The sequence below is a fragment of the Phyllobacterium sp. genome (genome assembly GCF_037994425.1).
Lineage (GTDB): Bacteria > Pseudomonadota > Alphaproteobacteria > Rhizobiales > Rhizobiaceae > Phyllobacterium.
This window is the reverse complement of sequence record NZ_JBBNAM010000257.1, coordinates 1-25207: the sequence shown is the minus strand read 5'-3', so window position 1 is coordinate 25207 and position 25207 is coordinate 1. Positions and strand designations below refer to the sequence as shown.

General features: G+C 57.7%; 20 protein-coding genes, 1 tRNA gene and 2 pseudogenes. 13 read left to right on the top strand and 10 right to left on the bottom strand.

The features are described 5' to 3' along the window. The first annotated feature begins 62 nt into the window (after positions 1-62). The 3 genes from AAAB35_RS17735 to AAAB35_RS17725 all read left to right on the top strand — a co-directional run bounded on the left by AAAB35_RS17735 (position 63) and on the right by AAAB35_RS17725 (position 3089). Entirely contained in the window at positions 63-1040 is a 978-nt protein-coding gene (locus tag AAAB35_RS17735) for a tripartite tricarboxylate transporter substrate binding protein BugD (protein WP_340669596.1), read from the top strand. Between the two features lie 77 nt (positions 1041-1117). Further along, the gene (locus AAAB35_RS17730) at positions 1118-1579 is read left to right on the top strand and encodes a tripartite tricarboxylate transporter TctB family protein (RefSeq protein WP_340669595.1); all 462 of its coding nucleotides are present in this window, start codon (positions 1118-1120) and stop codon (positions 1577-1579) included. 7 nt (positions 1580-1586) lie between these two features. Further along, the gene (locus AAAB35_RS17725; RefSeq protein ID WP_340669594.1) at positions 1587-3089 is read left to right on the top strand and encodes a tripartite tricarboxylate transporter permease; all 1503 of its coding nucleotides are present in this window, start codon (positions 1587-1589) and stop codon (positions 3087-3089) included. 53 nt (positions 3090-3142) lie between these two features. Here AAAB35_RS17725 and AAAB35_RS17720 read toward each other — a convergent pair whose 3' ends face one another. Together AAAB35_RS17720 and AAAB35_RS17715 are read right to left on the bottom strand one after the other, a co-directional pair. After that, entirely contained in the window at positions 3143-4063 is a 921-nt protein-coding gene (locus tag AAAB35_RS17720; protein ID WP_340669593.1) for an MBL fold metallo-hydrolase, read from the bottom strand. Positions 4064-4329: 266 nt separating this feature from the next. After that, positions 4330-5838 carry a glycosyltransferase family 39 protein gene (locus tag AAAB35_RS17715; protein WP_340669592.1) on the bottom strand — a complete coding sequence of 503 codons (1509 nt, stop codon included), beginning with the start codon at positions 5836-5838 and terminating at the stop codon, positions 4330-4332. Between the two features lie 293 nt (positions 5839-6131). Between AAAB35_RS17715 and AAAB35_RS17710 the strand changes: the two genes are divergently transcribed. Continuing rightward, positions 6132-7217 (top strand): hypothetical protein, encoded by a 1086-nt coding sequence (locus AAAB35_RS17710; protein ID WP_340669591.1) that lies wholly within the window; start codon positions 6132-6134, stop codon positions 7215-7217. 195 nt (positions 7218-7412) lie between these two features. Here AAAB35_RS17710 and AAAB35_RS17705 read toward each other — a convergent pair. Beyond that, positions 7413-7498: transfer RNA gene (locus AAAB35_RS17705), tRNA-Leu, on the bottom strand. 149 nt (positions 7499-7647) lie between these two features. On the opposite strand from AAAB35_RS17705, the gene AAAB35_RS17700 reads away from it, so the two are divergent. The 3 genes from AAAB35_RS17700 (at position 7648) to gpt (ending at position 9996) form a co-directional block, all read left to right on the top strand. Beyond that, complete coding sequence (locus tag AAAB35_RS17700) at positions 7648-8400, top strand: competence/damage-inducible protein A (RefSeq protein WP_340669590.1); 753 nt, start codon at positions 7648-7650, stop codon at positions 8398-8400. 108 nt (positions 8401-8508) lie between these two features. Beyond that, positions 8509-9351 carry a universal stress protein gene (locus AAAB35_RS17695; RefSeq protein ID WP_340669589.1) on the top strand — a complete coding sequence of 281 codons (843 nt, stop codon included), beginning with the start codon at positions 8509-8511 and terminating at the stop codon, positions 9349-9351. A 147-nt stretch (positions 9352-9498) separates the two neighbouring features. Continuing rightward, positions 9499-9996, top strand: a complete 498-nt coding sequence (gpt, locus tag AAAB35_RS17690; RefSeq protein WP_340669588.1) for a xanthine phosphoribosyltransferase — start codon at positions 9499-9501, stop codon at positions 9994-9996. Here the strand turns inward: gpt and corA are convergent, their stop codons facing one another. Then, a complete protein-coding gene (corA, locus tag AAAB35_RS17685) occupies positions 9997-11040 on the bottom strand; it encodes a magnesium/cobalt transporter CorA (protein ID WP_340669587.1) in 1044 nt (347 codons plus the stop codon). Between the two features lie 295 nt (positions 11041-11335). On the opposite strand from corA, the gene AAAB35_RS17680 reads away from it, so the two are divergent. Both AAAB35_RS17680 and AAAB35_RS17675 read left to right on the top strand, forming a co-directional pair. Beyond that, a complete protein-coding gene (locus tag AAAB35_RS17680) occupies positions 11336-11770 on the top strand; it encodes an NUDIX hydrolase (protein ID WP_340669607.1) in 435 nt (144 codons plus the stop codon). Between the two features lie 608 nt (positions 11771-12378). Beyond that, positions 12379-16176: a vitamin B12-dependent ribonucleotide reductase gene (locus AAAB35_RS17675; RefSeq protein WP_340669586.1), complete on the top strand. Its 3798-nt coding sequence runs from the start codon at positions 12379-12381 to the stop codon at positions 16174-16176. 108 nt (positions 16177-16284) lie between these two features. Here the strand turns inward: AAAB35_RS17675 and AAAB35_RS17670 are convergent, their stop codons facing one another. Both AAAB35_RS17670 and AAAB35_RS17665 read right to left on the bottom strand, forming a co-directional pair. Continuing rightward, positions 16285-16677, bottom strand: a complete 393-nt coding sequence (locus AAAB35_RS17670; RefSeq protein WP_340669585.1) for a nuclear transport factor 2 family protein — start codon at positions 16675-16677, stop codon at positions 16285-16287. 101 nt (positions 16678-16778) lie between these two features. Continuing rightward, complete coding sequence (locus AAAB35_RS17665; protein ID WP_340669584.1) at positions 16779-17273, bottom strand: GAF domain-containing protein; 495 nt, start codon at positions 17271-17273, stop codon at positions 16779-16781. A 155-nt stretch (positions 17274-17428) separates the two neighbouring features. Between AAAB35_RS17665 and AAAB35_RS17660 the strand changes: the two genes are divergently transcribed. Continuing rightward, entirely contained in the window at positions 17429-18364 is a 936-nt protein-coding gene (locus AAAB35_RS17660) for a 2-dehydropantoate 2-reductase (RefSeq protein WP_340669583.1), read from the top strand. A gap of 13 nt (positions 18365-18377) precedes the next feature. On the opposite strand, the pseudogene AAAB35_RS17655 reads toward AAAB35_RS17660, so the two are convergent. Together AAAB35_RS17655 and AAAB35_RS17650 are read right to left on the bottom strand one after the other, a co-directional pair. After that, positions 18378-18817 (bottom strand): annotated as a pseudogene (locus AAAB35_RS17655) (nucleoside deaminase). A gap of 162 nt (positions 18818-18979) precedes the next feature. After that, positions 18980-20236: a DUF763 domain-containing protein gene (locus AAAB35_RS17650; RefSeq protein WP_340669582.1), complete on the bottom strand. Its 1257-nt coding sequence runs from the start codon at positions 20234-20236 to the stop codon at positions 18980-18982. 592 nt (positions 20237-20828) lie between these two features. Here AAAB35_RS17650 and AAAB35_RS17645 point away from each other — a divergent pair. After that, positions 20829-21995: an LCP family protein gene (locus AAAB35_RS17645; RefSeq protein WP_340669581.1), complete on the top strand. Its 1167-nt coding sequence runs from the start codon at positions 20829-20831 to the stop codon at positions 21993-21995. 59 nt (positions 21996-22054) lie between these two features. On the opposite strand, the gene AAAB35_RS17640 is transcribed toward AAAB35_RS17645, so the two are convergent. Then, positions 22055-22807 (bottom strand): SDR family oxidoreductase, encoded by a 753-nt coding sequence (locus tag AAAB35_RS17640; RefSeq protein ID WP_340669580.1) that lies wholly within the window; start codon positions 22805-22807, stop codon positions 22055-22057. Between the two features lie 144 nt (positions 22808-22951). Further along, positions 22952-23773 (bottom strand): alpha/beta hydrolase, encoded by an 822-nt coding sequence (locus AAAB35_RS17635; RefSeq protein WP_340669579.1) that lies wholly within the window; start codon positions 23771-23773, stop codon positions 22952-22954. A 608-nt stretch (positions 23774-24381) separates the two neighbouring features. Here AAAB35_RS17635 and AAAB35_RS17630 point away from each other — a divergent pair. Together AAAB35_RS17630 and AAAB35_RS17625 are read left to right on the top strand one after the other, a co-directional pair. Continuing rightward, positions 24382-24714 (top strand): annotated as a pseudogene (locus AAAB35_RS17630) (carboxymuconolactone decarboxylase family protein); the annotation flags it as partial. 141 nt (positions 24715-24855) lie between these two features. Further along, the coding region (locus AAAB35_RS17625; protein ID WP_340669578.1) for an SDR family oxidoreductase at positions 24856-25207 on the top strand (352 nt) is incomplete at its 3' end.

Here is a 25207-nt window from a genome sequence, read left to right as displayed (position 1 = left end):
AGCAACCTCGAGCGCCATGGTTCGTTACGCAATATTCGAGATATCGTCTGGGAGGGAAATTGATGCAGAAACTGTTTTATTCGCTGGCTGCTACGGCAGCTTTTGCCCTTGTCGCCAGCGGGGCCAATGCCGCCGGCTATCCCGAGCGCAGCATTACCATGGTTGTGCCATTTGCGGCGGGCGGCCCGACGGACACGGTCACGCGCCTTGTCGCCGAATCTATGTCGAAGGATCTCGGACAACAGATCATCGTTGAGAATGTAGGCGGCGCCGGTGGTACGCTCGGTGCTTCGCAGGTCGCCAAGGCCGACCCTGACGGCTACACCCTCTTGCTGCATCACATCGGCATGGCGACCAGCGCCACGCTTTATCGCAAATTGCCCTACGACACGCTCAATGCGTTCGAATATGTCGGCCTCGTTACCGACGTTCCGATGACGATCATCGCCAAGAAGGACTTCGAACCCACCGACATGAAAGGCCTCGTCGAATATGTAAAGGCGAATGCTGACAAGATTACACTTGCGAATGCAGGTATCGGCGCGGCTTCACACCTTTGCGGCATGCTGTTCATGAGTGAAATCAAGACGTCGCTCGTTACGGTCCCCTACAAGGGAACGGGACCGGCGATGACCGACCTTCTCGGCGGCCAGGTCGACCTGATGTGCGACCAGACGACCAACACCACGAAGCAGATCAAGGGCAGTACTGTCAAAGCCTATGCGGTGACTTCGGCAAAGCGTCTCGATGCTCTTCCCGATCTGCCGACGGTCGCAGAAGCTGGGCTGCCGGGCATGCAGGTCGGCATCTGGCACGGCATCTACGCGCCAAAGGGAACTCCGGCGGAGGTCACCCAGAAACTGTCTGCGTCTCTGCAGAAGGCTTTGAAGGACCCGAACGTTGTCGCTCGCTTCGCAGAACTCGGCACGGTGCCGGTTACGGATGCCGAGGCCACTCCCGATGGGCTGAAGTCGAAGCTTGAAAGCGAAGTTACGCGCTGGAAGCCCATCATTGAAGCGGCCGGGCAATACGCCGACTAAGCTATTTTGCCGGTTCGGGATTGTTGAAGACCACGAACCGGCAAAATGATGAATAATGCTACGGCATTGGGGGGTAAATGAAATCCTTGACCTTCAGTATGCGCGACCTGATTTGTGGGCTGTTTTTCATCGCGGTCGGTCTCTTCTTTGCCATTCAGGCGTACGGGCTCGATATCGGTACGGCATTTAAGATGGGCCCGGGCTACTTCCCCTTGGTGCTTGCCGGCTTGCTCGTCATCTTCGGGATCATCGTTATTATCCAGGGCACTCAGGTCGAGCATGAGCCGATGGGACCGATTGCCTGGCGTGGTATGCTCTTCATCCTTCCTGCTCCCATTCTCTTCGGCCTCACGGTGCGCGGCCTCGGCTTCGTGCCCTCCTTGTTCCTGGCTGGCATGCTTGCTGCCTTTGCCAGTTCCAAAATGCGGCCCGGCACCGCGCTCCTTCTGGTGGGCGGACTAACGCTCTTTTCCGTCATCGTCTTCAGTTACGCTCTCGGCCTGCCCTTCCGGCGCTTCGGCCCTTGGCTAGGGCAGTGAGGTCGGCATGGAACTCCTTGATAATCTCACGCTCGGCTTCGTAACCGCGGGACATCCGTGGAACCTCTTGTTCTGCCTGATCGGCGTCATCCTCGGCACGCTGATCGGCGTATTGCCCGGCATTGGCGCGACGGCGACGATCGCCATGCTCCTGCCGCTCACATTCCAGTTGGAGCCAGTCTCCTCGCTCATCATGCTGGCCGGCATTTATTACGGCGCTCAGTATGGCGGATCGACCACGGCGATCCTGATCAACATGCCGGGTGAATCGTCCTCGGCCGTCACCGCCATCGACGGTTATCAAATGGCCCGCAAGGGGCGTGCTGGCGCGGCGCTCGCCATCGCCGCAATCGGCTCGTTCTTTGCGGGAACTGTCTCGACGGTTCTTGTCGCCGTGTTCGCCCCGCCACTGACCGCCGTGGCGCTGCAATTCGGTTCGGCCGAATATTTTTCGCTGATGATCGTCGGGCTTGTCTCGTCGATTGCGCTTGCCCACGGCTCGGTCGTCAAGGCGCTCGGAATGGTGGTTCTCGGCCTCCTGCTCGGCCTCGTCGGCACTGATATCTATACCGGTACGCCAAGGTTCAACCTCGGCATCCTCGAGCTTTCCGACGGCCTCAACTTCGTGGCGCTCGCCGTCGGCGTCTTCGGCATCGCCGAAATCCTGCGCAATCTTGAAAACGAACATGACCGCGACGTGATGATCAAAAAGGTCAGCAACCTCTGGCCGACGCGGGAAGACTGGAAGGCAATGGCCGCGCCGATCCTCCGGGGGACTGCAATTGGATCAGCTCTTGGTATCCTGCCGGGCGGCGGCGCGATTCTCGCTTCCTTCGCGTCCTATACTGTCGAAAAGCGCATCTCGAAGACGCCCAAGGAATTCGGCAAAGGTGCAATTGCCGGCGTTGCGGGGCCCGAATCGGCCAATAATGCCGGCGCACAGACTTCATTTATCCCGATGCTTACCCTCGGCATCCCCGCCAATCCGGTCATGGCTCTCATGATCGGCGCAATGATTATCCAAGGTATTGTTCCGGGCCCGAATGTCGCCACGGAACAGCCGGCGCTTTTCTGGGGCATCATCGCATCGATGTGGATCGGCAACCTCATGCTAATCCTGCTCAACCTGCCGATGATCGGGCTGTGGGTGAAGCTCCTGACAATCCCATACTACATGCTGTTTCCGGCGATCATCGTGTTCTGCTCGATCGGCGTTTACAGCGTCAATTCCAATGTATTCGATCTCTATGCCGTCGCGTTCTTCGGACTGCTCGGCTACGGACTGTCGAAACTCCGCTGCGAACCCGCGCCCCTGCTGCTTGGCTTCGTGCTCGGACCGCTCCTCGAAGAGCATCTCAGACGTGCCATGATCATGTCGCGCGGCGACCCGACGACGTTCTTGACGAGGCCAATCAGCTTGACACTTCTGATTCTTGCGGCCGCTGTCCTCGTCATTGTGCTCTTGCCTAGCATACGCAAGAAGCGCGACGAGGTCTTCGTCGAAGATTAGGCACTAGGGCGCGGACCCATTATCGCCATGGGTTATCGCGCCCTACCAATCGATCAGTAGTCCCAGAAGATCGGCACCCAACGAAAGGCGTCGCCCTCGGCCGCCACATGGCCGATGGATGGGAACGGCAGGTGAGTGGCCACCAGCAGCTCGCCGCTCGCCGACAGCTCCTTCAAAAGACGGACGCGGACGCGGGCTGCTTCCTCGGGATCATGTTCAAAGCCGTTGAACCAGTCGGGGTGCTCGAATCCCACAGCGAACACGGCGTCACCGGCGAACATCAGCCGGTCGCCGCCGGAGGCAAGGCGAACCACGCTGTGCCCGGGTGTGTGGCCGCCGGTGCGGGTGACGACCACACCCGGCGCAACCTCGTATTTCTCCTCAAACGTCCGCAGATTGCTGCGGTACTCTTCCGCGAACCGCTTGGCCGCCGCCCGAAGCGCGTCCGGGAACCCGTCCGGCATGGAGACGTGGGAGAAATCGGGGTGCGTCCAGAACTTGACCTCGGCTTCCGCCACGTGGATCCGCAGGTCCTTACGCAACTGCTCCTTCACCCCGTCGACGAGCAACATGCCAATGTGGTCCATGTGCATGTGGGTCAGGATCACGTCGGTCACGGACGCAAGCTCAATGCCGGCGGCATCCAGCCGATGGGCAAGCTGCCCGGCCCGCGGCAAGTTAAGGTTCGGGTCGTCGCCCAGACCGGCGTCGATGAGGATGGTCTTGCCGCCGCTTCGCACCACGACGACGTTCAGCCCCCAATCGAGCTTATCCGTCGGCAGGAAATTGTAGTCGAGCCAAGCCGCCCGGTCAGCCGGATCGGCGTTGTGGCCCAACATCTTGCCCGGCAACGGTAGTACCCCGTCGCTGACCACCATTACGTCAATCTCGCCGATCTTCAACGCGTAGCGCGACGGAACCAGCTCGTCGGGAACCGGTTTGACGGCGGGGTTCGAGGTCTGTTGTAGGTTCATGGCAGTCTCCTGTTGCTTGTGTCTGCTGACCGCCGCCTTACACGCGGCATCACGACGCTACGTTGAGGCGTAGTTGCGGACAATTGGGGTCCAGGACAGGCCGAGCCATACCGGAGTATAGGTCCTGCAATTCAGGTTGAGGGATCGAATAACCGGAACGGATGCGAGCGACCGCGCCGCGGCAACAGCTCTTCCAATGGCTATCGTTAGACCGGTATACCGTCGTGCGTCAGAAGCGGCTTCGGCTTCGAGCACACCATTCAGCGCTAGGGCTTCGCGGGACCGGGAACGAGGACGTAGCTTACGCCCTCTGTCCGTTCCGGATAATGCTTAAATCCCAACGAAATATGCCGCACGTCGGTGGGTGGTGGTGTTGCTATCCCGGCAGCGTTCATCAGAGCCATGACGGCAGGGTTGAGATCATTCCCGGACCACACGAAGAGCGCGGGAAATTTGATGCGGGCCGAGGCATTCGGCATTTCAATATGCACCGGGCTCAGCGACGTATCATAAAGGCGCAGGTTGCCGGGAAACTGGGGGCCGTCGGACACCACCGTCCGGTAATCGCCGTCGGCGCGCGTCACGGCGAACAGCTTCGCGTAATCGAGTTGACCGATCGAGGGCGTGTCTCCATCGCGAGCGTAAAGCATATTGATCGCGAGCCCCGGGATGGCGATGAGGCCACATATCGCCCCGACGACCGCAAACCGCTTCAACGGAACGTCGGAACGGATGAACCGATCAAGTAGGACCGCGAGGTACAATGGCGACAGGAACAGGATCGGCTGCAGCCAGCGATCCTTGACCTCCGCAGCGCCGCTGATCAGAACGCCGATGGCAACGCACGCGAGCGCAAACCATACTATCCGCGCCACCAGTTTTTCGCCGTCCGTCCAGGACGAGCGTGCGGTCACGCGATCGCCGCGGCCACGCCACCAGGCTATCCCGAAGAATGCCAGCGCAACGCCTGAAAAGAGCACACTGTTGAGGAATAGCTTCCATTCGCCGTGGAGGCGGCTGATGAACAATTGTCCCCCGGCGTTCATTTCAAACTTGTGCGAACGGGCGAGAAGGTTCTCCGTATGGGCTAACGCCCAAAGCCCCGTTGGCGTTACCGCTGCGGCAAATGCAAGAACGGCGGCGAGGCTTGGACGCGAAAGCAGAACCGAACGATAGTTTGGAATGGAAAAACCGGCCAAAATCAGTGCAATGAGGAGAAAACTTGCATTGAATTTTCCAAGAAGGCCCGCGGCAATTCCGAGCCCAAGCAACGCTGCCGAAAGCCATGACCGCGATTTCATGTGCCAGGCAAAGGCAAGAAAGGCCCAGGCGCAGCCCGTCGTTCCCCCGACGGAGTGGGTAAGCGTACGCTGCGATTCCCAGGAGATCTGCGGCAGCATGAACATGCCGAGCATGCCGGCGGCGGCAACCATCCGCGAGAGTCCGAGGAGCCGGGCCCCGAAATAGACGCTGGCGAACAGACTCGCCAGCATGCTGAACTTCACGAGATAGATCGTAAAAAGACTGATACCGAGGAAATCGCCGGCAATGCTGTTGATCCAGGTATAGAGAGGCGCCTGCGACCCGCCATACCCCCATTGCAAAGCACCGACATAGGCAAGTTGCTCGGCATCGTCGACCCCGGCGCCATTTGATATCATGGTCAGGAAAAACACCTGGAACGCAAAATAGCAGAGCACAAACAGCATCGCTGGATTGTTCGCGGCGAATGCCTTGATCCTGGTCGTCGTAGTTTGGGTCGCAATGGCCGGCATCGTCTTCTCTTGGCGTTGGAAGTGCCGCTTTTATGCGATGTTGGAATGCAAATCCACCCGCCACAGCCAGCTTCACGCAAGCGTGCATGACGAGCAGGAAACCGGTTTTCCTTGGCAAAGTAAGTTGCCCATATTATAAGTATCAACTCAAGTTGCATGACGCTAAATGGTGAGATGCTACTGCGATCTCCAAAGTTTTCTCATGGTCATCGACTGAGTAATGCATTCATTATATTTAACTTTCACTGGGACCGTGAGCTGGCCTTCTTACTTTGCTTGTCGAGGGGGATATTGTGCTGTACAGAAGCATCGTTATTATATCGCTCATTGCAAACACGCTTTGCGTTGGATTGTTAATTGGCAAGCAATCGGTGGAAGCGCAATCGTCCGCCTCCGGTGCGGTTCCACTCACGATTTCAACGATAGCTCATGTCTACCACGGAGCGGCTGTCGACGAGAATTTCAAAGTCATTCCGCTTGACCCTGCAGCGATCGAAAAAATTCAGAACTCCGTTCTCGATATCATCGCTGCGCCTCGTTCGACCAGCAATCTCGATGGTACTTTGGGTGCGAAAGTACCTCCCCTCCTGGGCTCCGAAGCGCAGAAAAAGGTACTCGAGTCTTTTGGAGACAAACGAGCTTACGGGATGTTGGCGCGACAGGCTCTCATTTACCAGAATATCGCACAGTTGCCGGCGGATGAGCGCACGATCTACCAAGAGCGCGTCAGCGTTGTTGAGCGAGCCCTCAGTCAGTTACCAGAAGTCCGCCGCGCAATGAGTGATCCAGATTTGTCTTCAAAAATGAAAGCCAATAACCTCGACCGCCCCCTCGGTGACCGGTCACGCCGTGCAAGAGAGACCTATATCCAGGATTGCATGACGAATAATGTGCCCATTCCGCCGGATTGGCCCGACGCCCGCTGGGTTGGTCATGGAAGACTGAATACGACCTTCGTCAACGTCCCGAATGGCGTCAGCACAGAGGTGTTTACGTATGAATCCCCGGGCGATCAGGGGCGTTGTTATGCTTTGCCGCGAAAGAATGCCGAAGGCGGATACGAAGCCTTGGGCGTCATTTGTCAAAGCAAGGAGACAGGCAAGGCTTGCTTCTGGGACAACATCGACGCCCTTGGCATTCCCATTACGGGTCAAGACATTACCTTCAAGATCGCTGATGTGCAGAACGGTTACAGTCTGGGTGAGAATTGTACGAATTGTCATCGTGGCCGGAATGTTTTCATGATCCATCCCGAGACACCGTTGGCAGATATCCGCGATCGAAACCCCCGAGCGCTACAGCCCCATAGGACAAGCGAACTGGGTAAATCCGCCGCCACTCTCTGCGCAAGGGGATGGAGCCTGTTCCGTCTGCCATGAAATCGCCGCGCCGGACGCCGCCTATTGCGGTCTCCTAAGGTCCGCCGCGGATGAGACGATGCCGCCCGGTCAAAATGCTGGATGGGACATCCATCGACGGAATACCGGGCGCATATAGACTTTCTCAAGAGCCGGTGCGGTGTGATGAGGTTTACAGCGGCGGTTTCCAACCGATGAATACCGATGGCATTGGAGTGGTGCGGACGGCGGGGGTCGAACCCGCATGACCATAGGCCGAGGGATTTTAAGTCCCTTGCGTCTACCAATTTCGCCACGTCCGCGCGCTTTGCTTTTCACCGGTTACGACGATTCAGTCAATCGTTGATTTGCCCCTCGCATACGTCCGCGCGATAGCACCCGCGCCACATTTTGAAATGGCTTGCCGCAAGGCCCTCGTACAATTACCGTCGCCGTCCGATAGGAGAATCTGATGTCGAACGAAGTCGTGACCGCCGCCATGCTTGCCATCGGCGATGAATTGCTCTCCGGCCGGACCAAGGACAAGAATATCGGCCATCTCGCCGATATTCTGACGGCAGCAGGCATTGACCTTGAGGAAGTGCGCATCGTGCCCGACGAGGAAGACCGCATCGTCGAGGCGCTGAACGCACTGCGCGCCCGCTATGACTATGTGTTTACCTCAGGCGGTATTGGTCCGACACACGACGACATCACGGCGGATGCGATCGCCAAGGCCTTCGGCGTGCCATGCGAACATGATGCGAAAGCCATGAAGATCATGGGCGACAACTATGCGGCACGCGGCATGGAGTTTACCGAGAGCCGCCAGCGCATGGCGCGTATGCCGCGCGGGTCGGCGCATATCGCCAATCCGGTTTCGACGGCGCCCGGCTTCAATATCGGCAACGTCTATGTCATGGCGGGTGTCCCGTCGGTTTTCCAGGCGATGCTCGACAACGTTCTGCCCACGCTTCGTGTCGGCAGGCAACTCTTGTCGCGCTCGGTGAATTGCCCGTTTGGTGAAGGAACGATCGCAACCGCTCTGCGCGATATCCAGGCCGCTCATCCCGATACGATCATAGGGTCCTATCCGAAATACGAAAACGACAGGTTCTCAACGGAACTGGTCATCCGGGCGCGCGACGAAGCAAAACTCGTTGCCGCCGAAACCGCGGTGAGAAAAATGGTTGAGGGGTTATCGGCGTCCGCTGTCGCACGCTGATACACATCGAATTGACGCTGTCTCCCGAAAAGGCAAAGAAATTCTTGTGTTTAAGGGGTATAATACGGTGAGATGCGCCGCATGGTGCAGCAAATGATGGAGACCACTATGGCATTTCGCACGATCATCGCATTCATTCGCAGCGAACGTGAAGCAAAGAGGGTGATCGATGCAGCGAGGTTGATAGCTTCGTCCAGTGAGCGCACGCATATTATCGGTCTTTATACGATCCCTTCCCCCATTGTTTATGCTGATCCCACCGGCTTTGCCGATACCACGCTCTTTGAAGCGCACGAACAACGCCACAAGGAAAACTCCGAGGCGATCACCAAGCTTTTCAATGCCGAGATGGCGCGCGGCAAGATCGGTCATGAATTTCGTATCGTACGCTCCGAGAGCAGCAGTCCCTCGGCCGGTGTAACCCAAAGTGCGCTGCGCGCCGATATCATCATCGCCGGCCAACCGGACCCGAACGATCCCGACAGCGTCAACGATGTCACTGACCCCCTGGTGATGGAAAGCGGACGCCCGGTACTGTTCGTTCCTTATAAGGGCACCATTCCCGAGAAAATCGACCATGTCGTGGTCGCCTTCAATGGCAAGCGTGAAGCATCCCGCGCCGCTTTCGATTCGTTGCCACTGCTCCTCAAGGCACACTCCGTTGACATTCTGTGGATCGATCCGAAGAAGCCGCTCGATCCGAATCTCGAGATCCCAGGTACGCCGCTATCCGACGCCCTGCGGCGTCACGGCGTCAATGTCATGCCGCACATCGTCGAATCGCACGGAGAGGCAACTGACAAGGTGCTGCGCCGGCGGATTGCTGAGACCAACGCCAATCTGTTCATCATGGGCGCCTATAGCCAATCGCGCCTGAAGGAATGGGTGTTCGGCGGCGTCACAAGTTCGATCATGGCGGACATGCCTTGCCTGACTCTTATGTCGCGCTAGCGGCCCGGCAACCCACATATTTCCCGCGCCTGCGTTGAACTGACCGCGCATGCCGCTTGCCATAGGCTGGCATTTGCCGCTATTGCGAAATGCATTCCTTGCGGATTTCCGCTATTTTGTATTCACCACCCTTATGGAGTGCGCGCCATGTCCCTGCCTGAAAAAGCCTTTCCGGTCTCCTGGGACCAGTTTCACCGGGACGCTCGGGCCCTCGCCTGGCGGGTCGCCGGCATGCAGCGGGAATGGCGCGCCATGGTCGCGATCACGCGCGGCGGACTCGTTCCGGCGGCGATCATCTGCCGCGAGCTCGGTATTCGCATGATCGAGACGGTCTGCATCGCGTCCTACCACGACTATGACGAGCAGGGAGAACTCAAGGTTCTAAAGGATGTTGATGCGCGTCTCCTGGAAAATGAGGGCGAAGGCATCCTTGTCGTCGATGACCTGACTGATACCGGCAAGACCGCGGCCATCGTCCGCTCGATGATGCCGAAGGCGCATTTCGCAACTGTCTATGCCAAGCCGAAGGGCCGCCCGCTCATCGATACATTTGTGACGGAAGTCTCACAGGATACCTGGATCTATTTCCCCTGGGATATGGGACTGACCTATCAGGAGCCGATTACCAAGGGCCATCGCGGCTGACTAGAGCCATCCGCTCTTGCGGAACCTCCAGAAAAGGATCAGGCAGGCGGACAGCATCAGCCCCATGATCCAATAATAGCCGTTGGGCGAGTCAAGCTCGGGCATATACTTGAAATTCATCCCATAGATGCCGGCAATTGCCGTCGGCACCGCCAGGATCGCCGCCCACGCGGCGAGGCGCTTCGAGATGATCGTCTCCTGGCTTTGGCCGACGAGCAGGCTGGCCTCGAAGGCGAAGGCGAGCACCTCGCGCAGGCCATCGATCTTCTCCTGAACTGTGCGCACATGATCGGTCACGTCGCGGAACAGCGGCTGCATCGCCGTCTGGATTTGCGGCAGGTCCGTATTGCTGAGACGCCCGCAGACATCGACCAGCGGACCGATGGCATTGCGTAGCCGCAGGAGATCCCGCCGCAGCATATAGAGGCGTTCGAGATCGCTGCTGGTCATCGGCTTCGTCAGGACGCGGTCTTCGATCGACTCGACCTCGTCATGGATCGCCTCGAGCACCGGCATGTAATTATCCACGATAAAATCGAGAATGGCGTAAAGGATAAAATCCTCACCCTTGGCGAGTGCATAGGGCGACGTTTCCCAATGCTGGCGGACGGCCGTGTAGGACGTTGAGGGACCATGGCGCACGCTGACCAGGTAGCCCTTGCCAAGAAAAACATGGGTCTCCCCGAAAGCCACCCGGTTGTCGATGAGCTGCGCGGTACGCGCCACGACGAAGATCGCGTCGCCGTATTGCTCGAGCTTTGGGCGCTGGTGCGCGTGTTCGGCATCCTCGATGGCAAGGCTGTGCAGGCCGAACTGGTTCTGCACCCGATGCAGCAGTTCGGCATCGGGCTCAAGGAGACCAATCCAGACCACATGTCCCTCCCGCTTGGCCCAACTGCCCGCTTCGTCGATCGGAATATCTGCAATACGCTTGCCGTTGGCGTAGACGCACGATGCGATGACGCTGGAACGCCCGCGGTCCGCAGCTGAAGCATGCGAATGAGGCAACTCTTCATTCTCGAAAGACGAACGTTGGGAGACCATTGCACCTCCGATCGTGTTGGACGAACAGAGTATCGCGTGTGGCGCACCCTTACCAGTTAACACTTGGTCGGGGCTTCATCATTCAGGGCTGCAAAATAATTCGCGGATTGTGAGATTTTTGCACTGCTGTTCAAAAAATCGTCACAAGTGGTGGTTAAGCAACTTCTGGTTGGGTGGAAACACTTGTGGATTTGAAGAATCGGTCCACATTAGTTGAAAATAATAAGACTAAAGTATGAGCGGAGCCTTGAACGTAACCTACTTGGACGAGATCGTGACCGACAAGCGAATTGAAATGCCAAATGGCAGAATTCGCCAAGTGGCAGCGCTTGTCTATCGCATCAAGAAGGACAAGACCGAAGTCTTGCTGGTTACGAGCCGCGGCACCGGCCGGTGGGTATTGCCAAAAGGTTGGCCGCAGGTCGGCAAGACATTTGCCCAATCCGCACGAACCGAAGCCTATGAGGAAGCCGGCGCGCGCGGCGAGATAGCACCTTTCTCGATCGGTACCTATACCTACAAGAAGAATGATATGTCCGAGGGCGAAAACGGCGACTTTGTCGTTGATGTCTTTCCCATGCATTTCTCTCGCCAGGAAAAGAACTGGCCGGAGCGCGGCGAACGCCGCATTGAATGGATGGGTGTCGACGAGGCCTCGCGCAGGGTCGACGAGCCGGAACTCCAAGCGCTGATTGCGAGTTTCGATCCTGATTTCGTCGCCACCCGCTAGCCTGCATCCTGGCCTTTTCCGATCCTGATCGATTGCGGCGCACGCGCAAGGTCCTCCACATGCGTGGTTTTTTCGCGAGGTTTCTCCCCGTTATCCACATATGTGACACACAAGATATTGCGGTCACAAATATGTAAAAAACTATGCCTTGACGCTCGCGCCCGAGTCACTTTTTATGGTCGACGGCGTTGCGTTGGTGGCGTGGCCGGCGTGTCTGTTACCGGTCTTTTTTCCAGTTTGTGCAGGGTTTTCCGCAGCTTGGCTTAGTTGGTCAAGTCGTTGGCGAAGCTCTGATCCAAGCGGGGAAACAGCAGCCCGCAATTGCAAATATTTGTTGGGTAAACGACGAGTTAACACAATATTTAGTGTTTACACGTAGATTGAATACCAGATAGTGTGAGCATCTCATCAACGATGAATCACACGACAGGCGTCAAAAAAGGGCCGCCAGGCCCGGAAATCAAGCGGGCGACCGCACCGATGACGGGTCGAGGAAAATCGACTGGCTTCAGAACCCTGGAGCCGGATAGGGCGGATTGTGTTCATAGGTGCGCATCTCTTCACACAGCGCCTCATGAACACTATATATAGAGACAAGGACGAGAGAGATGCGGATCGAACGGCGTTTTACCAAAGAGAACCAGTCAGCCTATGCGGACATCGAATTTCGCGTTGCGACGAGTGAGATCAAGAATCCGGATGGATCCGTTGTGTTCCGTCTTGAGAATATCGATGTTCCGGCCCAGTTCAGTCAGGTGGCCGCCGATATTCTGGCTCAGAAATATTTCCGCAAGGCAGGCGTGCCGGCCAAGCTGAAGAAGGTCGAAGAGAACGACGTTCCCTCCTGGCTGTGGCGCTCGGTTGCCGATGAAGAGGCGCTTTCTTCCCTTCCCGCCGATGTGCGCTACGGCTCGGAAATGGATGCACGACAGGTCTTCGATCGCCTCGCCGGCACGTGGACCTATTGGGGCTGGAAGGGCAAGTATTTCGACAGTGAGGCTGATGCCCTCGCCTTCCGCGACGAGCTTGCCTATATGCTCGCCACCCAGCGCGTCGCGCCGAATTCGCCGCAATGGTTCAATACCGGCCTGCATTGGGCCTATGGCATCGACGGTCCCGGCCAGGGCCATTATTACGTCGATCCGGACACCGGCAAGCTGACCAAATCCAAATCCGCTTATGAGCATCCCCAGCCGCATGCCTGCTTCATCCAGTCCGTCGCTGACGATCTCGTCAATGAAGGCGGCATCATGGATCTGTGGGTCCGCGAAGCGCGCCTGTTCAAATATGGTTCCGGCACCGGTTCCAACTTCTCGTACCTGCGCGGCGAAGGCGAAAAGCTTTCGGGCGGCGGCCGTTCATCCGGCCTGATGTCGTTCCTGAAGATCGGCGACCGCGCTGCTGGCGCCATCAAGTCCGGCGGCACCACGCGGCGCGCCGCCAAGATGGTGGTCGTTGATGTCGATCATCCGGATATCGAGGAATATATCGACTGGAAGGTGAAGGAAGAGCAGAAAGTCGCTGCACTTGTGACCGGATCGAAGATCGTCAGGCAGCACCTCACCGCAATCATGAAGGCCTGCGTGAATTGCGAGGCCGACAATGGCGATTGCTACGAACCGACCAAGAATCCCGCGCTGAAGCGCGAAATCAAGGCCGCAAAGAAGAATCAGGTTCCGGAAAATTATATCCAGCGGGTCATCCAGTTCGCCAAGCAGGGCTATACGGATATCGATTTCAAGACTTACGACACCGATTGGGATTCGGAAGCCTATCTTACCGTTGCCGGCCAGAACTCCAACAATTCCGTGTCGCTCAAGGATGAGTTCCTGCGCGCGGTCGAAGGCGATGGCAATTGGAACCTGACCGCTCGCAAGGACGGCAAGGTCATGAAGACGCTGAAAGCCCGCGATCTGTGGGAGAAGATCGGCTATGCCGCCTGGGCATCGGCTGATCCGGGGCTACATTTCAATACGACGATGAACGATTGGCACACCTGCCCCGCGGCTGGTCCGATCCGCGCGTCCAATCCGTGCTCCGAATACATGTTCCTCGATGACACGGCCTGCAACCTCGCTTCGATCAACCTTCTCACCTATCGCGGCAAGGACGGGAAGTTCGACGTCGTAGGCTATGAGCATACGGCGCGCCTCTGGACCATCGTCCTCGAAATCTCGGTGATGATGGCGCAGTTCCCGTCAAAGGAAATTGCCCGGCTCTCCTACGAATACCGTACCCTCGGCCTCGGCTATGCTAATATTGGCGGCCTGCTGATGACCTCCGGCATCCCCTATGACAGCGATGAAGGCCGCGCCATCGGCGGTGCCCTCACGGCAATCATGACCGGCATTGCCTATGCGACCTCTGCCGAGATGGCAAAGGAACTCGGCACTTTCCCGGGCTACGCGCCGAACGCCGCCAATATGCTGCGCGTGATCCGCAATCACCGCCGCGCCGCCCACGGGGAAACTCACGGGTACGAGGCGCTATCGGTGAACCCAGTCGCCCTGATTGCCTCGGACTGCCCGGACCAGGACCTGATTGCACATGCAAAATCCGCTTGGGACCAGGCATTGGCGCTCGGCGAAAAGCACGGCTACCGCAATGCCCAGGCAACCGTTATCGCGCCGACTGGCACCATCGGCCTTGTCATGGATTGCGACACGACCGGCATCGAACCGGATTTTGCCCTGGTGAAGTTCAAGAAGCTTGCCGGTGGCGGTTACTTCAAGATCATCAACCGCGCCGTACCGGAAGCCCTGCGCACGCTCGGATATACGGAGAGCCAGATTGCCGAGATCGAGGCCTATGCCGTCGGCCACGGCAATCTCAACCAGGCGCCTGGCATCAACCCCGGTTCGCTGAAGGCGAAGGGATTCACCGACGAGATCATCGCCACGCTGAATACTGCGCTGAAGTCGGCCTTCGATATCAAGTTCGCCTTCAACAAGTGGACGCTCGGTGAAGACTTTGCCAAGAACGCCCTCGGCTTCACCGACGAGCAGCTCAACGACATTTCCTTCGAGATGTTGCCTGCCCTCGGCTTCTCGAAGAAGGAAATCGAAGCCGCCAATATTCATGTCTGCGGTGCAATGACTCTCGAAGGCGCGCCCTTCCTGAAGGAAGAACACTATCCGGTGTTCGATTGCGCCAATCCGTGCGGCAAGGTCGGCAAGCGCTTCCTCTCGGTCGACAGTCACATCCGCATGATGGCAGCCGCCCAGCCGTTCATTTCCGGCGCGATCTCCAAGACGATCAACATGCCGAATGAAGCAACGGTCGACGACTGCAAGTCCGCCTATATGCTCTCCTGGAAGCTGGCGTTGAAGGCAAACGCCCTCTATCGCGACGGGTCCAAGCTTTCGCAGCCGCTCAATTCCTCGCTCATCGCTGACGAGGACGAGGATGATGATGATGCCGTCGAGGCGCTGATCGAAGCACCGACCGCTGCACGCGCCGTGCAGGTCACGGAAAAGATCGTCGAGCGCATCGTCGAGAAATACATCCACGATCGCGAGAAGCTGCCCAACCGCCGCAAGGGCTACACGCAAAAGGCGGTTGTCGGCGGGCACAAGGTCTACCTGCGTACCGGCGAGTTCGACGATGGCCGTCTCGGTGAGATCTTCATCGACATGCACAAGGAAGGCGCAGCCTTCCGCGCCATGATGAATAATTTCGCCATCGCCATCTCGCTAGGCCTGCAATACGGCGTGCCGCTCGAAGAATATGTGGAGGCCTTTACCTTCACCAAGTTCGAACCAGCGGGCATGGTCCAGGGCAATGATGCTATCAAGAATGCCACATCGATCCTCGACTACGTCTTCCGCGAGCTTGCCGTCTCCTACCTCGACCGTCACGACCTAGCGCATGTCGATCAGTCGGACTTCTCCAATACCTCGCTGGGTCGTGGAATCTCCGAAGGCAAGGCGGAACCCGTATCAAAGGGCTTGACGCGCGGTGCTTCGCTCAAGGTGGTTTCGCCGAGCAAGGCGGACCCGAAGGGTTTTAACAACGGGGGTACGGGTGCGGTAAGCGCTCCGAAGGCAGCTGCGTCATCAAATGTCACGACCCTCGCCGCCCGCTCCGCCAGCGCAGCCGTCGCCACCAAACCGGCGATTGCTGCAGTCAGCCAGGAATCCTCGGCCTTCAAGCGCGACTATGAGGAACGCGCCAAGGACCAGGCAGAGACGGGGGCAGCCTCGGCCCTGTTCGAGAACGACGACGCTGAAGCTGCGGCCGAGGAGGCCAAGGCCGAAGCAAAGAAGATCATATCGGACCGGCGCATCAAGTCGATGATGCAGGGCTATACAGGCGACAGTTGCTCGGAATGCTCGAATTTCACAATGGTGCGCAACGGCACCTGCCTGAAATGCGACACGTGCGGTGCCACCAGCGGTTGCAGTTGATGTCGGCTGGCTGACTGACAAAGTTCTTCCCGGGCGCAAGTTGCCCGGGAACCATTCCTATCAGAGACATATTGAGTATATGGAGCCGATGGTCTGGCGAATTTCTAGCTATTGCTTTAAAATCGTTTCGCTGTGGGCATGACATTCCCAGCCATTCGACCCGCGAATCCAGACGGAACTGTCAGCAGCGCGCAAATCCTGTGACTTGCCCTCCATCGTAACACTCTGCCGCACGGTATAGGCAATCAGCGCAATATCCGGCGCAGGTGTCGACACCTCGACATCCTCGAAGTCATAAGAATCCAGACTCCAACTTCCTTCCTCTGTCATTTTGCCCATTTTTTCTTTCTCGATACGCATAACGCCGCGTGCGCCTGTAACGAGAGCCGTGCGACCCGACAATTCTGAAGTACGGCGGCCATCTTTCGCCTTCATCGCGTCCCAATAGGATTTCTCCAAGGCCACGATTTCATCCTTTGTCGCCATGTCATGCACATTCATGACGTCCTCCTACGGTGGTGTACCATCGAAAAACGCGCAATATCTGCCCAGGTTCCAGCAACCTCTATTTCGTTGCTGGGCGGCGGGGCAAGAAAACGCGTTCAGGCGTTCAAGGACGAGGCCAAAACATATATCGCGGCGAGCTTTTCTATCCCGTCCCGATCCGTCGCATCAAACCGCCCGACAGACGGGCTGTCGAGGTCGATTACCCCAATAAACTTGCCGTCACGAAACAACGGCACCACCAGCTCCGATCGCGACGCCGCATCGCAGGCGATATGGCCGGGGAAGGCAAGAACGTCTTCCACGACAATCGATCGGCCCGATTTTACTGCGGTTCCGCAAACACCTCGGCCGACGGCAATCCGTACACACGCAGGCTTACCCTGGAAAGGACCGAGAACTAGCTCGTCCCCGTAAGGAAAGTAGAAGCCAGCCCAATTCAAATCCGGCAGCATGTCGAAGATCAGCGCCGACGTATTGGCTGCATTGGCTATGTGGTCGGCCTCGCCAGAGAGGAGCCCGTTAAGTTGGGAGGCAAGCTCGTCATAGAATACCGCCTTGTCCGTGCCAACGATGGTTGTTGCCTGGAACATCTCTCTTTCCTTGGTCTAAAGTTGTAACGTTATCTACCACGGCCCGCAGTCTCGCGCAGCGGCGAAGATTTCGCATCTGCGTATACCGAGTTCGTGATCGGCGGGGACAGACCTGCTATATTCCCAACAGAGATCGGCAGCGAAGGGGGACGGCAATGCGGATCGCGATTATGGGTTCTGGCGCTATCGGCGGCTATATTGGCGTGCGCCTTGCCCAAGCTGGCGAAGACGTCACGTTCATCGCCCGTGGTGCCCATCTAGAAGAGATGCGAAGGCAGGGTTTGCAACTGGAAAGCCCGCTCGGTAACGTCCACCTGCCCCGGGTCAGTGTCACTGAAACTCCACGGGATATCGGCGATGTCGACATCGTGATCTTCGCGGTCAAACTCTACGATAGCGAAAAAGCGGCAGCAGCGGTTGCGCCGATCGTTGGACGAGGAACGAGAGTCGTAACACTGCAGAATGGCATCGACAGTGTCGCGATCCTTGCTCGCTTTGTGCCACGTTTGCAGGTTGTCGGCGGTGCTGCCTATATATCGGGATACCTCAAGCAGCCAGGCTTGATCGTGCATGTCGGCGGCGCGACGCAATTCCATATCGGAGGAAACGGCGACGCGGTTATTCGCGCATTTCGCGCTGCTTGCACCGGAGCCGGAAGTATTGGCCTCGATACCGTTGAAAACGTTGACTACGTGCTGTGGAAGAAGTTCGTCACGCTCAGCGCCTTTTCGGGTGCGACCAGCTTGATACGTGCCGGAATTGGGGCGATCCTCAGCGACCCGCAATCGCGGGACTTCCTCGACCGTCTGCTTTATGAGGCTATGGCAGTGGCATCAGCGGCTGGCCACCCGATGCAGGATGATTTTGAAGCCCATGTCCAATCGCTATGGCAAAATCTGCCACCCGATACCCGCTCGTCGATGGCCAACGACCTCTCACGCGGAAAGCCGCTGGAACTGGAGTGGCTTTCGGGGCGCATACACGCGCTTGGCAGGGAACTTGGCGTCCCAACGCCGGCGCATACGGCGGCCTATCAGGCGCTGCACTTGTATGGTGAGGGGTCGGCCAATACTCACGAAGCAAATATATAAAACCTAGATCGGATCAGGGCATTTTTCGTGTGCTCTGATGAGCCTGCCAGACCTGATAAAGTGTGCCATCGCCTGTCGGCCAATGCTTGAAGGACAAGCCCGTTTGCTGGTCAATGGGTCTCGCCAACTCAGCTGCGATTGCCGCTGTAGAGAGGCCGAAGGGCTCGGCTTGCTCGTTTGAATAGGCGAACTTGATGTCACTGATTCCGGACATGCGCATCGCTGCAACACACATTGGGCACGGTTGACCGCTCGCATAGACGGAACAGTCATCCAGACGTGGCGACTGCAATGCCTTTCCGGCCGCACGCAAGGCGAGGAGTTCAGCGTGCGCAGTTGGGTCATTGTCGGCCTGAATTCGGTTGACGCCTCGAGCGATGATCTTGCCATCTCTGACGACGACAGCCCCGAACGTCGATCGCCCCGTTTTACATTGTCCAGTGCAAGCGCAATAGCCTAGTCGAGAAATTTGATGATGTCTGTCATTTTGTACGCCAGCGCCTTTCAACAATCACATACTGTTGAGATTAGCCGCTATGCCACGCGTGCTGCAACGCCATCACGATGTGCAGTCAGTCAAATTACGTCGGCGCAGGTATGATCAGCAACTTCCCGCTATTCATCAGTCCCACGCGCCCGTTCCCAGCCGAACACGCTGCGGCCCCCGAACTGCGCCGACTGCTCAAATTCACCCGCCACGATTTCCTTCAAGTCAGGTCCGGTTACATAGCGTTCGAGCCGGAGAGACTGCTCATCGAGCCTTTTCAGGGCCAGCAATTCCTCTTCCCGGCCAAGCTTGCCTGCTTGCACAGCCGATTTCAGAACCTTGATGGTTTCGTCATAGACTTTCAATGGAACTGGAAATGGGTGCCTGTCCTTGCCCCCATGGGCAAGCGAAAAGCGCGCAGGGTCCGAGAATCGGCATGGTGCCCCATGGACGACCTCGGCGACCATGGCAAGGGCCTTGACGGTACGCGCTCCGACGCCTGGAACCATGAGCAGTTGCTCAAAGTCCGTGGGGCCGCGATCTGCGGCGGCTGCGATATTTCCATGCAACCGCCGCATGACTATGTCACTCTCCCTCACATCGTGATGAGCCGGCATGATGAGATGGGGCAGCATTGGCTGCGGCGCTTCTCTTGCCTTTGGCAAAGGACAGCCGTCAGCTTCAAGGGCCGCAACTTCGCGCACGATCCGGTCCGGTCCCATCGATCGCAAGAGGTCGAGTTGCACCTGCCGTGAAGGTGCCGCGCGGCGGTCGGCAAGGTTGATGATCTCGCCCTTACCTCTTCCCTCAATCGCCGCATGAGGAGAATCGACGAAACTTGTCAGGCCCTCCGATAGCCAGTGATAGCGGCGCGCCAACCGTGTAGCGCCATTCATTCCCTGCTGGACGACAACCCAATTACCGTCGTCGGTGACAATGAAACCATGCAGATAAAGGTCGAACCCATCCTGAACCGCCGCGCTGTCGACCTTCGCCACGAGTCTGCTGATATTGGCGAGCCTGTCTCCGTCGATCCCGACCTTGTCGCCGATCGTCGCAAGCTCACTTGGAGTCTTGCGGGAATGGGAACCCCGACCGCCGCAAACATGGATGCCGAGTTCGGCCGCACGTGGGCTAAGGCCGCGTTTCAGCGCGCCGATTACGCTGGTGGTAATTCCGGAAGAGTGCCAATCCATGCCCATGACAGCCCCGAATGACTGGAACCAGAATGGATGCGACAACCGCCGCAGAAGTTCATCCCTGCCGTAGTGATGGACGATCGCTTCGCACATGACAGCGCCCAGCCGGGTCATGCGATCCCCCAGCCATTTTGGAACCTTGCCCCCGTGCAAGGGAAGGTCGGCGCTTCCTGCTCGCTGTGCCAACGTCAGCTCCCGGTGATTTCAAACATGAATGGTGAAATTTCTTTTTCGCCCCTACTCTCGCACCGGGCGCCAGATAACGCGCCGTTTGTTGACGCGATCTCGGTCATCTTCATACGGCATAACCTCGCAGTCCTTCGAATTGCAATCCCTACAGCGAAAGACGAGACTTTCAAACGTTCGACCAGCGCCGACAACACCAGCCAGATCGGTCGCGGTAAACGTTGCGACCTTGTCGCACTTCCGACAGCCAACTCGCACGAACATACCGTAACGCGCAGTTTGTCCCAGATTCTTGATTGTCCTCGTCATGAGAACGAAATGAGAACATATTATCATGGCAAGTCAAGGATCAACAATTCCTGCCATCAAATTAATCTCGCACCACCATCTCAGTTTGCCATTACCTGGCCGCATGAGCAGCGTGATACCCGTCGCGCCGGCTCGAACCGGCGCCGCATGCGAAACCTTCGTCATGCACGCCGCCATGTTCCGCGTTGTTGCTTGCGCTCCGCATGCTTATGATTAAAAACGAAAACGTTCGTTGGCTTGGCCAGATAATGGTTATCTTGGCCGTGTTCCCGTGGAGAAATATGTGAGTGGTGGGTTGATCGACGGGGCACCGATACCTCAGGGCAATAGCCGGCAGCGCCAACGACTGCGTTTGTTGCTGGTTTCAGTTGCTGCGTTCTTGCTTGTGGTGGCGCTTGCTCTTTGTGGTATGTATTTGAAGCTCACCAATAATCTGAGGCACTTCGAGGTCACCAAAGCTGATCTCGGAAATCGCCGCCCGGCCAAGGCATCGCCCGACGCGCTGAATATCCTGATCGTGGGATCGGATCAGCAAACCGCGGCGCTTGCCAATCCAGGTGAGCGTAGCGATGTCATCATGCTCGCGCACTTGTCAGCCGATCGCGCTGAAATGAACGTCATCAGCTTCCCGCGTGATCTGCTCGTGCCCCTCCCGGTGTGTTCCTCCCGGGACGGGCTGCCCGGCCAACGGGCGCACCTCGGCATGATCAACTCATCGTTCACCTTCGGCGGCATCGGCTGCACGTGGAAGACGGTAGAATCATTGACCGGCATCCAGATCGACCACGTGGTCAAGGTTGATTTTGCTGGCTTCAGGACAATGGTGGATGCGATCGGCGGGGTGCAGATATGTATCCCCGAGCCGATTAACGACAAGCTTGCCGGACTCAACCTGTCCGCCGGATGTCAGACACTCAAGGGTGAAGAAGCTTTGGGCTATGTGCGTGCACGCTACAGCCTTGGCGACGGCACGGACATCGGACGTATTCATCGCCAGCATGAATTCTTCAGCGCCATGGCTCACAAGGTCCTGGGTGAGGAATTGACGAGCCCTGTCCGGCTGTTCAGCTTCATGAATGCCGCCACCAAGTCCGTGATGACCGACCCCGGATTCAATCCCGGCGTGATGCGAACACTCGCATTCGCCGTACAACACCTGTCATCCGACAAGATCCACTTCATCACCACTCCATGGCATTACTCCATTGCCTCCCCAGGGCGGGTTGAGTGGGTTGAACGACCTGCCAAACGCCTTTTCCGGTCGATAGCTGCCGACCAATCCCTGATGGGTTCCGAGTTCATCCGCATCGCCCCTCCTGAGCCGGGGGACGTCGAGACCAAACCTTGCAGTGCCGGCCGCCTTGGCCACTGCGCCGAACTCTCCCAGGCAGATACGACCCGTCCTGGCGCCGAAGGATCCAGTCATGCAGACGGGCGTAACATTCCCTGAGGTAAAGACGCCGCACCTGCATATTTGAACGAGCCTTCTGATCGACGGTGCGCCGACGCTCACGTTGTAACGAGCCCTCCGTCAACGGCAATGACCTGCCCTGTCATCCATGTCGAGCGCGGGTCGGCGACGTTCAAGATCCACATGGCAACGTCCTCCGGCACACCGCGACGACCCAATGGGATCATCTTGCGCTCTTGTTCTGTCACGGCGGCAATCTGGTCCGCTGACAGGCTCATGCGATCGCGCAGAAAATCTGATTCCACGGGTCCGGGCGCTATTGCGTTCACCCGGATTCCCTGAGGCGCAAGTTCCAGCGCCCAACAGCGCGTGAGGTGCTCGACGGCGGCCTTGCTTGAACCATAAATCGAAAGCGCCGCGGCTGCCTTGCTGCCGAATGTACTCGACATGTTGATGATTGAACCCTTCGTTTTTGCAAGCTCCGGGACTGCCGCCGCCGCCAGAAGGATCGGGCCAGTGACGTTCACGGCAAATATGCTGGAAATGGTGTCGGCATCGCTCTCGACCAGCGGCTTTATCGTACCCCCACCGGCATTGTTGACGAGCACATCGAGACGACCCCAAAGCCTGATGGCAGCATCGATCGTCCGATGTGCTCCCGCCGGATCGCTTGCATCGGCGACAAAGCCCTCGATATTGGCGTTTCCTGCAGTAATTTCTGCGAGAACCCCAGGACGCCGTCCGGTTATGAGGACTTTTGCGCCCTGCGAGGCAAATTGCTGGGCGGCAGCCAGGCCTATCCCGCTGCTGCCACCCGTGATGATGACAACCTTTTCGTGGAAATTTTCCATACCAGTTCGCCTTATCTCGATTGGTGTTTCCGCCGCATCGATCTCAATCATCGGAAGGAGTCGGTCAGCAGCGACGATTGCCAGCCATCGCCGCCGTTTGGCTCAAGTTCGCCGATGCAATGAATCACCGGCCGCGGACGTTGCTCAACCTCTTATGAACGCAAGAAGATCAGCATTGATGGTGTCGGCATGGGTCGTGCACATGCCATGCGGATATGTCTCATAGACCTTGAGCGTCCCGTTCTTCAAAAGCTTCACCGACAAGGGGGCGGAGTCCGCGATCGGGACGATCTGGTCGTCGTCGCCATGCATCACGAGGGTTGGAACGCTGATCGCTTTCAAGTCATCGCTGAAATCGGTTTCCGAAAACGCCTTGATGCAATCGTAATGCGCCTTTGCGCCGCCCATCATGCCCTGCCGCCACCAGTTTGCGCGCAGCGGTTCTGATACGGTCGCGCTTTCGCCGTTGAAACCATAGAACGGGATCGGGAAATTCCAGTAGAATTCCGGACGGTTCGCTGCGAGTTGATTGCGTAGGCCATCCAGGACCTCGATTGGGAGGCCACCGGGGTTTGCTGCGGTTTTCACCATGATCGGCGGAACGGCACTTATCAGGACGAGCTTGGCGACACGGTCCTTGCCATGACGCGCGACGTAGTGAGCAGCCTCGCCGCCGCCGGTGGAATGGCCGACATGAATAGCATCCCGCAGGTCGAGCGACTCCGCCAGTTCCGCGAAATCGGCGGCGTAGGTGTCCATATCATTCCCGGTAGCAGTCTGGGTCGAGCGTCCGTGACCGCGACGGTCATGGGCAATGACGCGATAGCCTTTATCCAGAAAAAACAACATCTGCGTATCCCAATCGTCGCTGGACAGAGGCCAGCCGTGATGGAAGACGATCGGCTGCCCTGATCCCCAGTCCTTGTAAAAGATTTCCGTGCCGTCCTTGGTTTTAAACATGCCCATGGCGTGATGCCTTTCGCTTTGGTTGTTGGTCGTGTTGCCCGAAACAAGCTGCGCGCTGACCGCCAATGAAGGCATCGCAGCGAAGAAAGTCGCGCTTGCCGCAAGCAGAAGAAGCTCGCGGCGAGACGGATCGATCGTTTCAGTGGCCTATGTCCATTCATGGGAAGATCTCCTCGCGGGCTCGAAGCCGGACAGGTTGGATGCTCGCCTGCCAATTCGTCAGCTGCAGGAGAACCGGAAAAACTCCTGCATTCATCATCTCTGTCGCGTCCGGTTAACACGGCTCGCAGATGAAAATTAGCGGCTAGACCGGGCTCGGACATCCCATCCATAGGTTTGGATGGGCCATACCGAAGGTCACATCGCGCAAGATGAAACAAAGGTGGGCCGGTTTGACACAGCTGAACGGGATTGGATGCGGCGGGCGGCTGCTTTCGTGCCCATCCACGACATTGAGGCCGGCCCTTCCTAAACTTGAGGATGGGTCGACTAAACCCGGTGACTAGAGCGTTATCCCCCGTGCATGATAGAATGATCTCGTCTCTCCAATCATTGTCGGAAGCGATCGAACAGATCCGAACAATTTGAGATTGAAGAGGAGACGAGAAATGATTCAGCGTATCAACTATGCAGAACAGTCGCTCGAGCTACTCCAGAAGTTCACCGAGTTTCTGCCTGCCGCACGTGAGAGTTCCATCGAAGAGCCGATCGGCGACCTCGTCGCCATTCGTGCAGCACAACTGAACGGCTGCGCGTTCTGCCTCGGCATGTGCGTCAAGCAAGCCGAGATTCATGGCGAGCGCGAATTTGCACCTCTAACACCTTGCCGCATGGCGGGATTCGGCTGCGCTGGCGTGGATGGAAGTTCTCACCAAGATTCCGGAGCAAGGGGTAGCCGTCGCACGCAACTTTCCGAGAGGGAAATCTCGCACCTGAGCTTCAACAAGCCTGAACTCAGCTGAGGCGACACGACGTGACCTCGATGGTCCAGGCATCATACGTCTTTCGCGGCCGATTTCAGCTTGAACGGTCGGAAACTCAAGTCACCAGGCCCCGAGCGGGCCACAACGAGGGAGATAGTCATGAAAATTGTTATTATCGGTGGAACCGGCCTCATCGGGTCCAAGACCGCCATACGTCTGCGCAATAAAGGCCATGAAGTCCTCGCCGTGTCGCCAAACACCGGCGTCAACACCATCACAGGTGAAGGCCTTGCGGAAGCGCTGGTCGGTGCGGAGGTCGTCGTTGACCTTGCAAACGCGCCTTCATGGGAAGACAAGGCCGTCCTCGAATTCTTCGAAACATCAGGTCGCAACCTGCTCGCCGCCGAAGCCAATGCGGGCGTAAAGCACCATATTGCTCTATCCATCGTGGGAACGGAACGGCTGCCGGAGAACGGATACTTCAGGGCCAAACTTGCCCAGGAGAGGCTCA

Bases quoted from the DNA above. Each gene is read 5' to 3' on its own strand.
- AAAB35_RS17670 (WP_340669585.1), bottom strand. From the start codon at position 16,677: ATGAATGTGCATGACATGGCGACAAAGGATGAAATCGTGGCCTTGGAG.
- AAAB35_RS17675 (WP_340669586.1), top strand. From the start codon at position 12,379: ATGCGGATCGAACGGCGTTTTACCAAAGAGAACCAGTCAGCCTATGCG.
- AAAB35_RS17680 (WP_340669607.1), top strand. From the start codon at position 11,336: ATGCCAAATGGCAGAATTCGCCAAGTGGCAGCGCTTGTCTATCGCATC.
- AAAB35_RS17715 (WP_340669592.1), bottom strand. From the start codon at position 5,838: ATGCCGGCCATTGCGACCCAAACTACGACGACCAGGATCAAGGCATTC.
- AAAB35_RS17635 (WP_340669579.1), bottom strand. From the start codon at position 23,773: ATGGGCATGTTTAAAACCAAGGACGGCACGGAAATCTTTTACAAGGAC.
- AAAB35_RS17725 (WP_340669594.1), top strand. From the start codon at position 1,587: ATGGAACTCCTTGATAATCTCACGCTCGGCTTCGTAACCGCGGGACAT.
- AAAB35_RS17730 (WP_340669595.1), top strand. From the start codon at position 1,118: ATGAAATCCTTGACCTTCAGTATGCGCGACCTGATTTGTGGGCTGTTT.
- AAAB35_RS17700 (WP_340669590.1), top strand. From the start codon at position 7,648: ATGTCGAACGAAGTCGTGACCGCCGCCATGCTTGCCATCGGCGATGAA.
- AAAB35_RS17695 (WP_340669589.1), top strand. From the start codon at position 8,509: ATGGCATTTCGCACGATCATCGCATTCATTCGCAGCGAACGTGAAGCA.
- AAAB35_RS17665 (WP_340669584.1), bottom strand. From the start codon at position 17,273: ATGTTCCAGGCAACAACCATCGTTGGCACGGACAAGGCGGTATTCTAT.
- AAAB35_RS17735 (WP_340669596.1), top strand. From the start codon at position 63: ATGCAGAAACTGTTTTATTCGCTGGCTGCTACGGCAGCTTTTGCCCTT.
- gpt (WP_340669588.1), top strand. From the start codon at position 9,499: ATGTCCCTGCCTGAAAAAGCCTTTCCGGTCTCCTGGGACCAGTTTCAC.
- corA (WP_340669587.1), bottom strand. From the start codon at position 11,040: ATGGTCTCCCAACGTTCGTCTTTCGAGAATGAAGAGTTGCCTCATTCG.
- AAAB35_RS17660 (WP_340669583.1), top strand. From the start codon at position 17,429: ATGCGGATCGCGATTATGGGTTCTGGCGCTATCGGCGGCTATATTGGC.
- AAAB35_RS17640 (WP_340669580.1), bottom strand. From the start codon at position 22,807: ATGGAAAATTTCCACGAAAAGGTTGTCATCATCACGGGTGGCAGCAGC.
- AAAB35_RS17720 (WP_340669593.1), bottom strand. From the start codon at position 4,063: ATGAACCTACAACAGACCTCGAACCCCGCCGTCAAACCGGTTCCCGAC.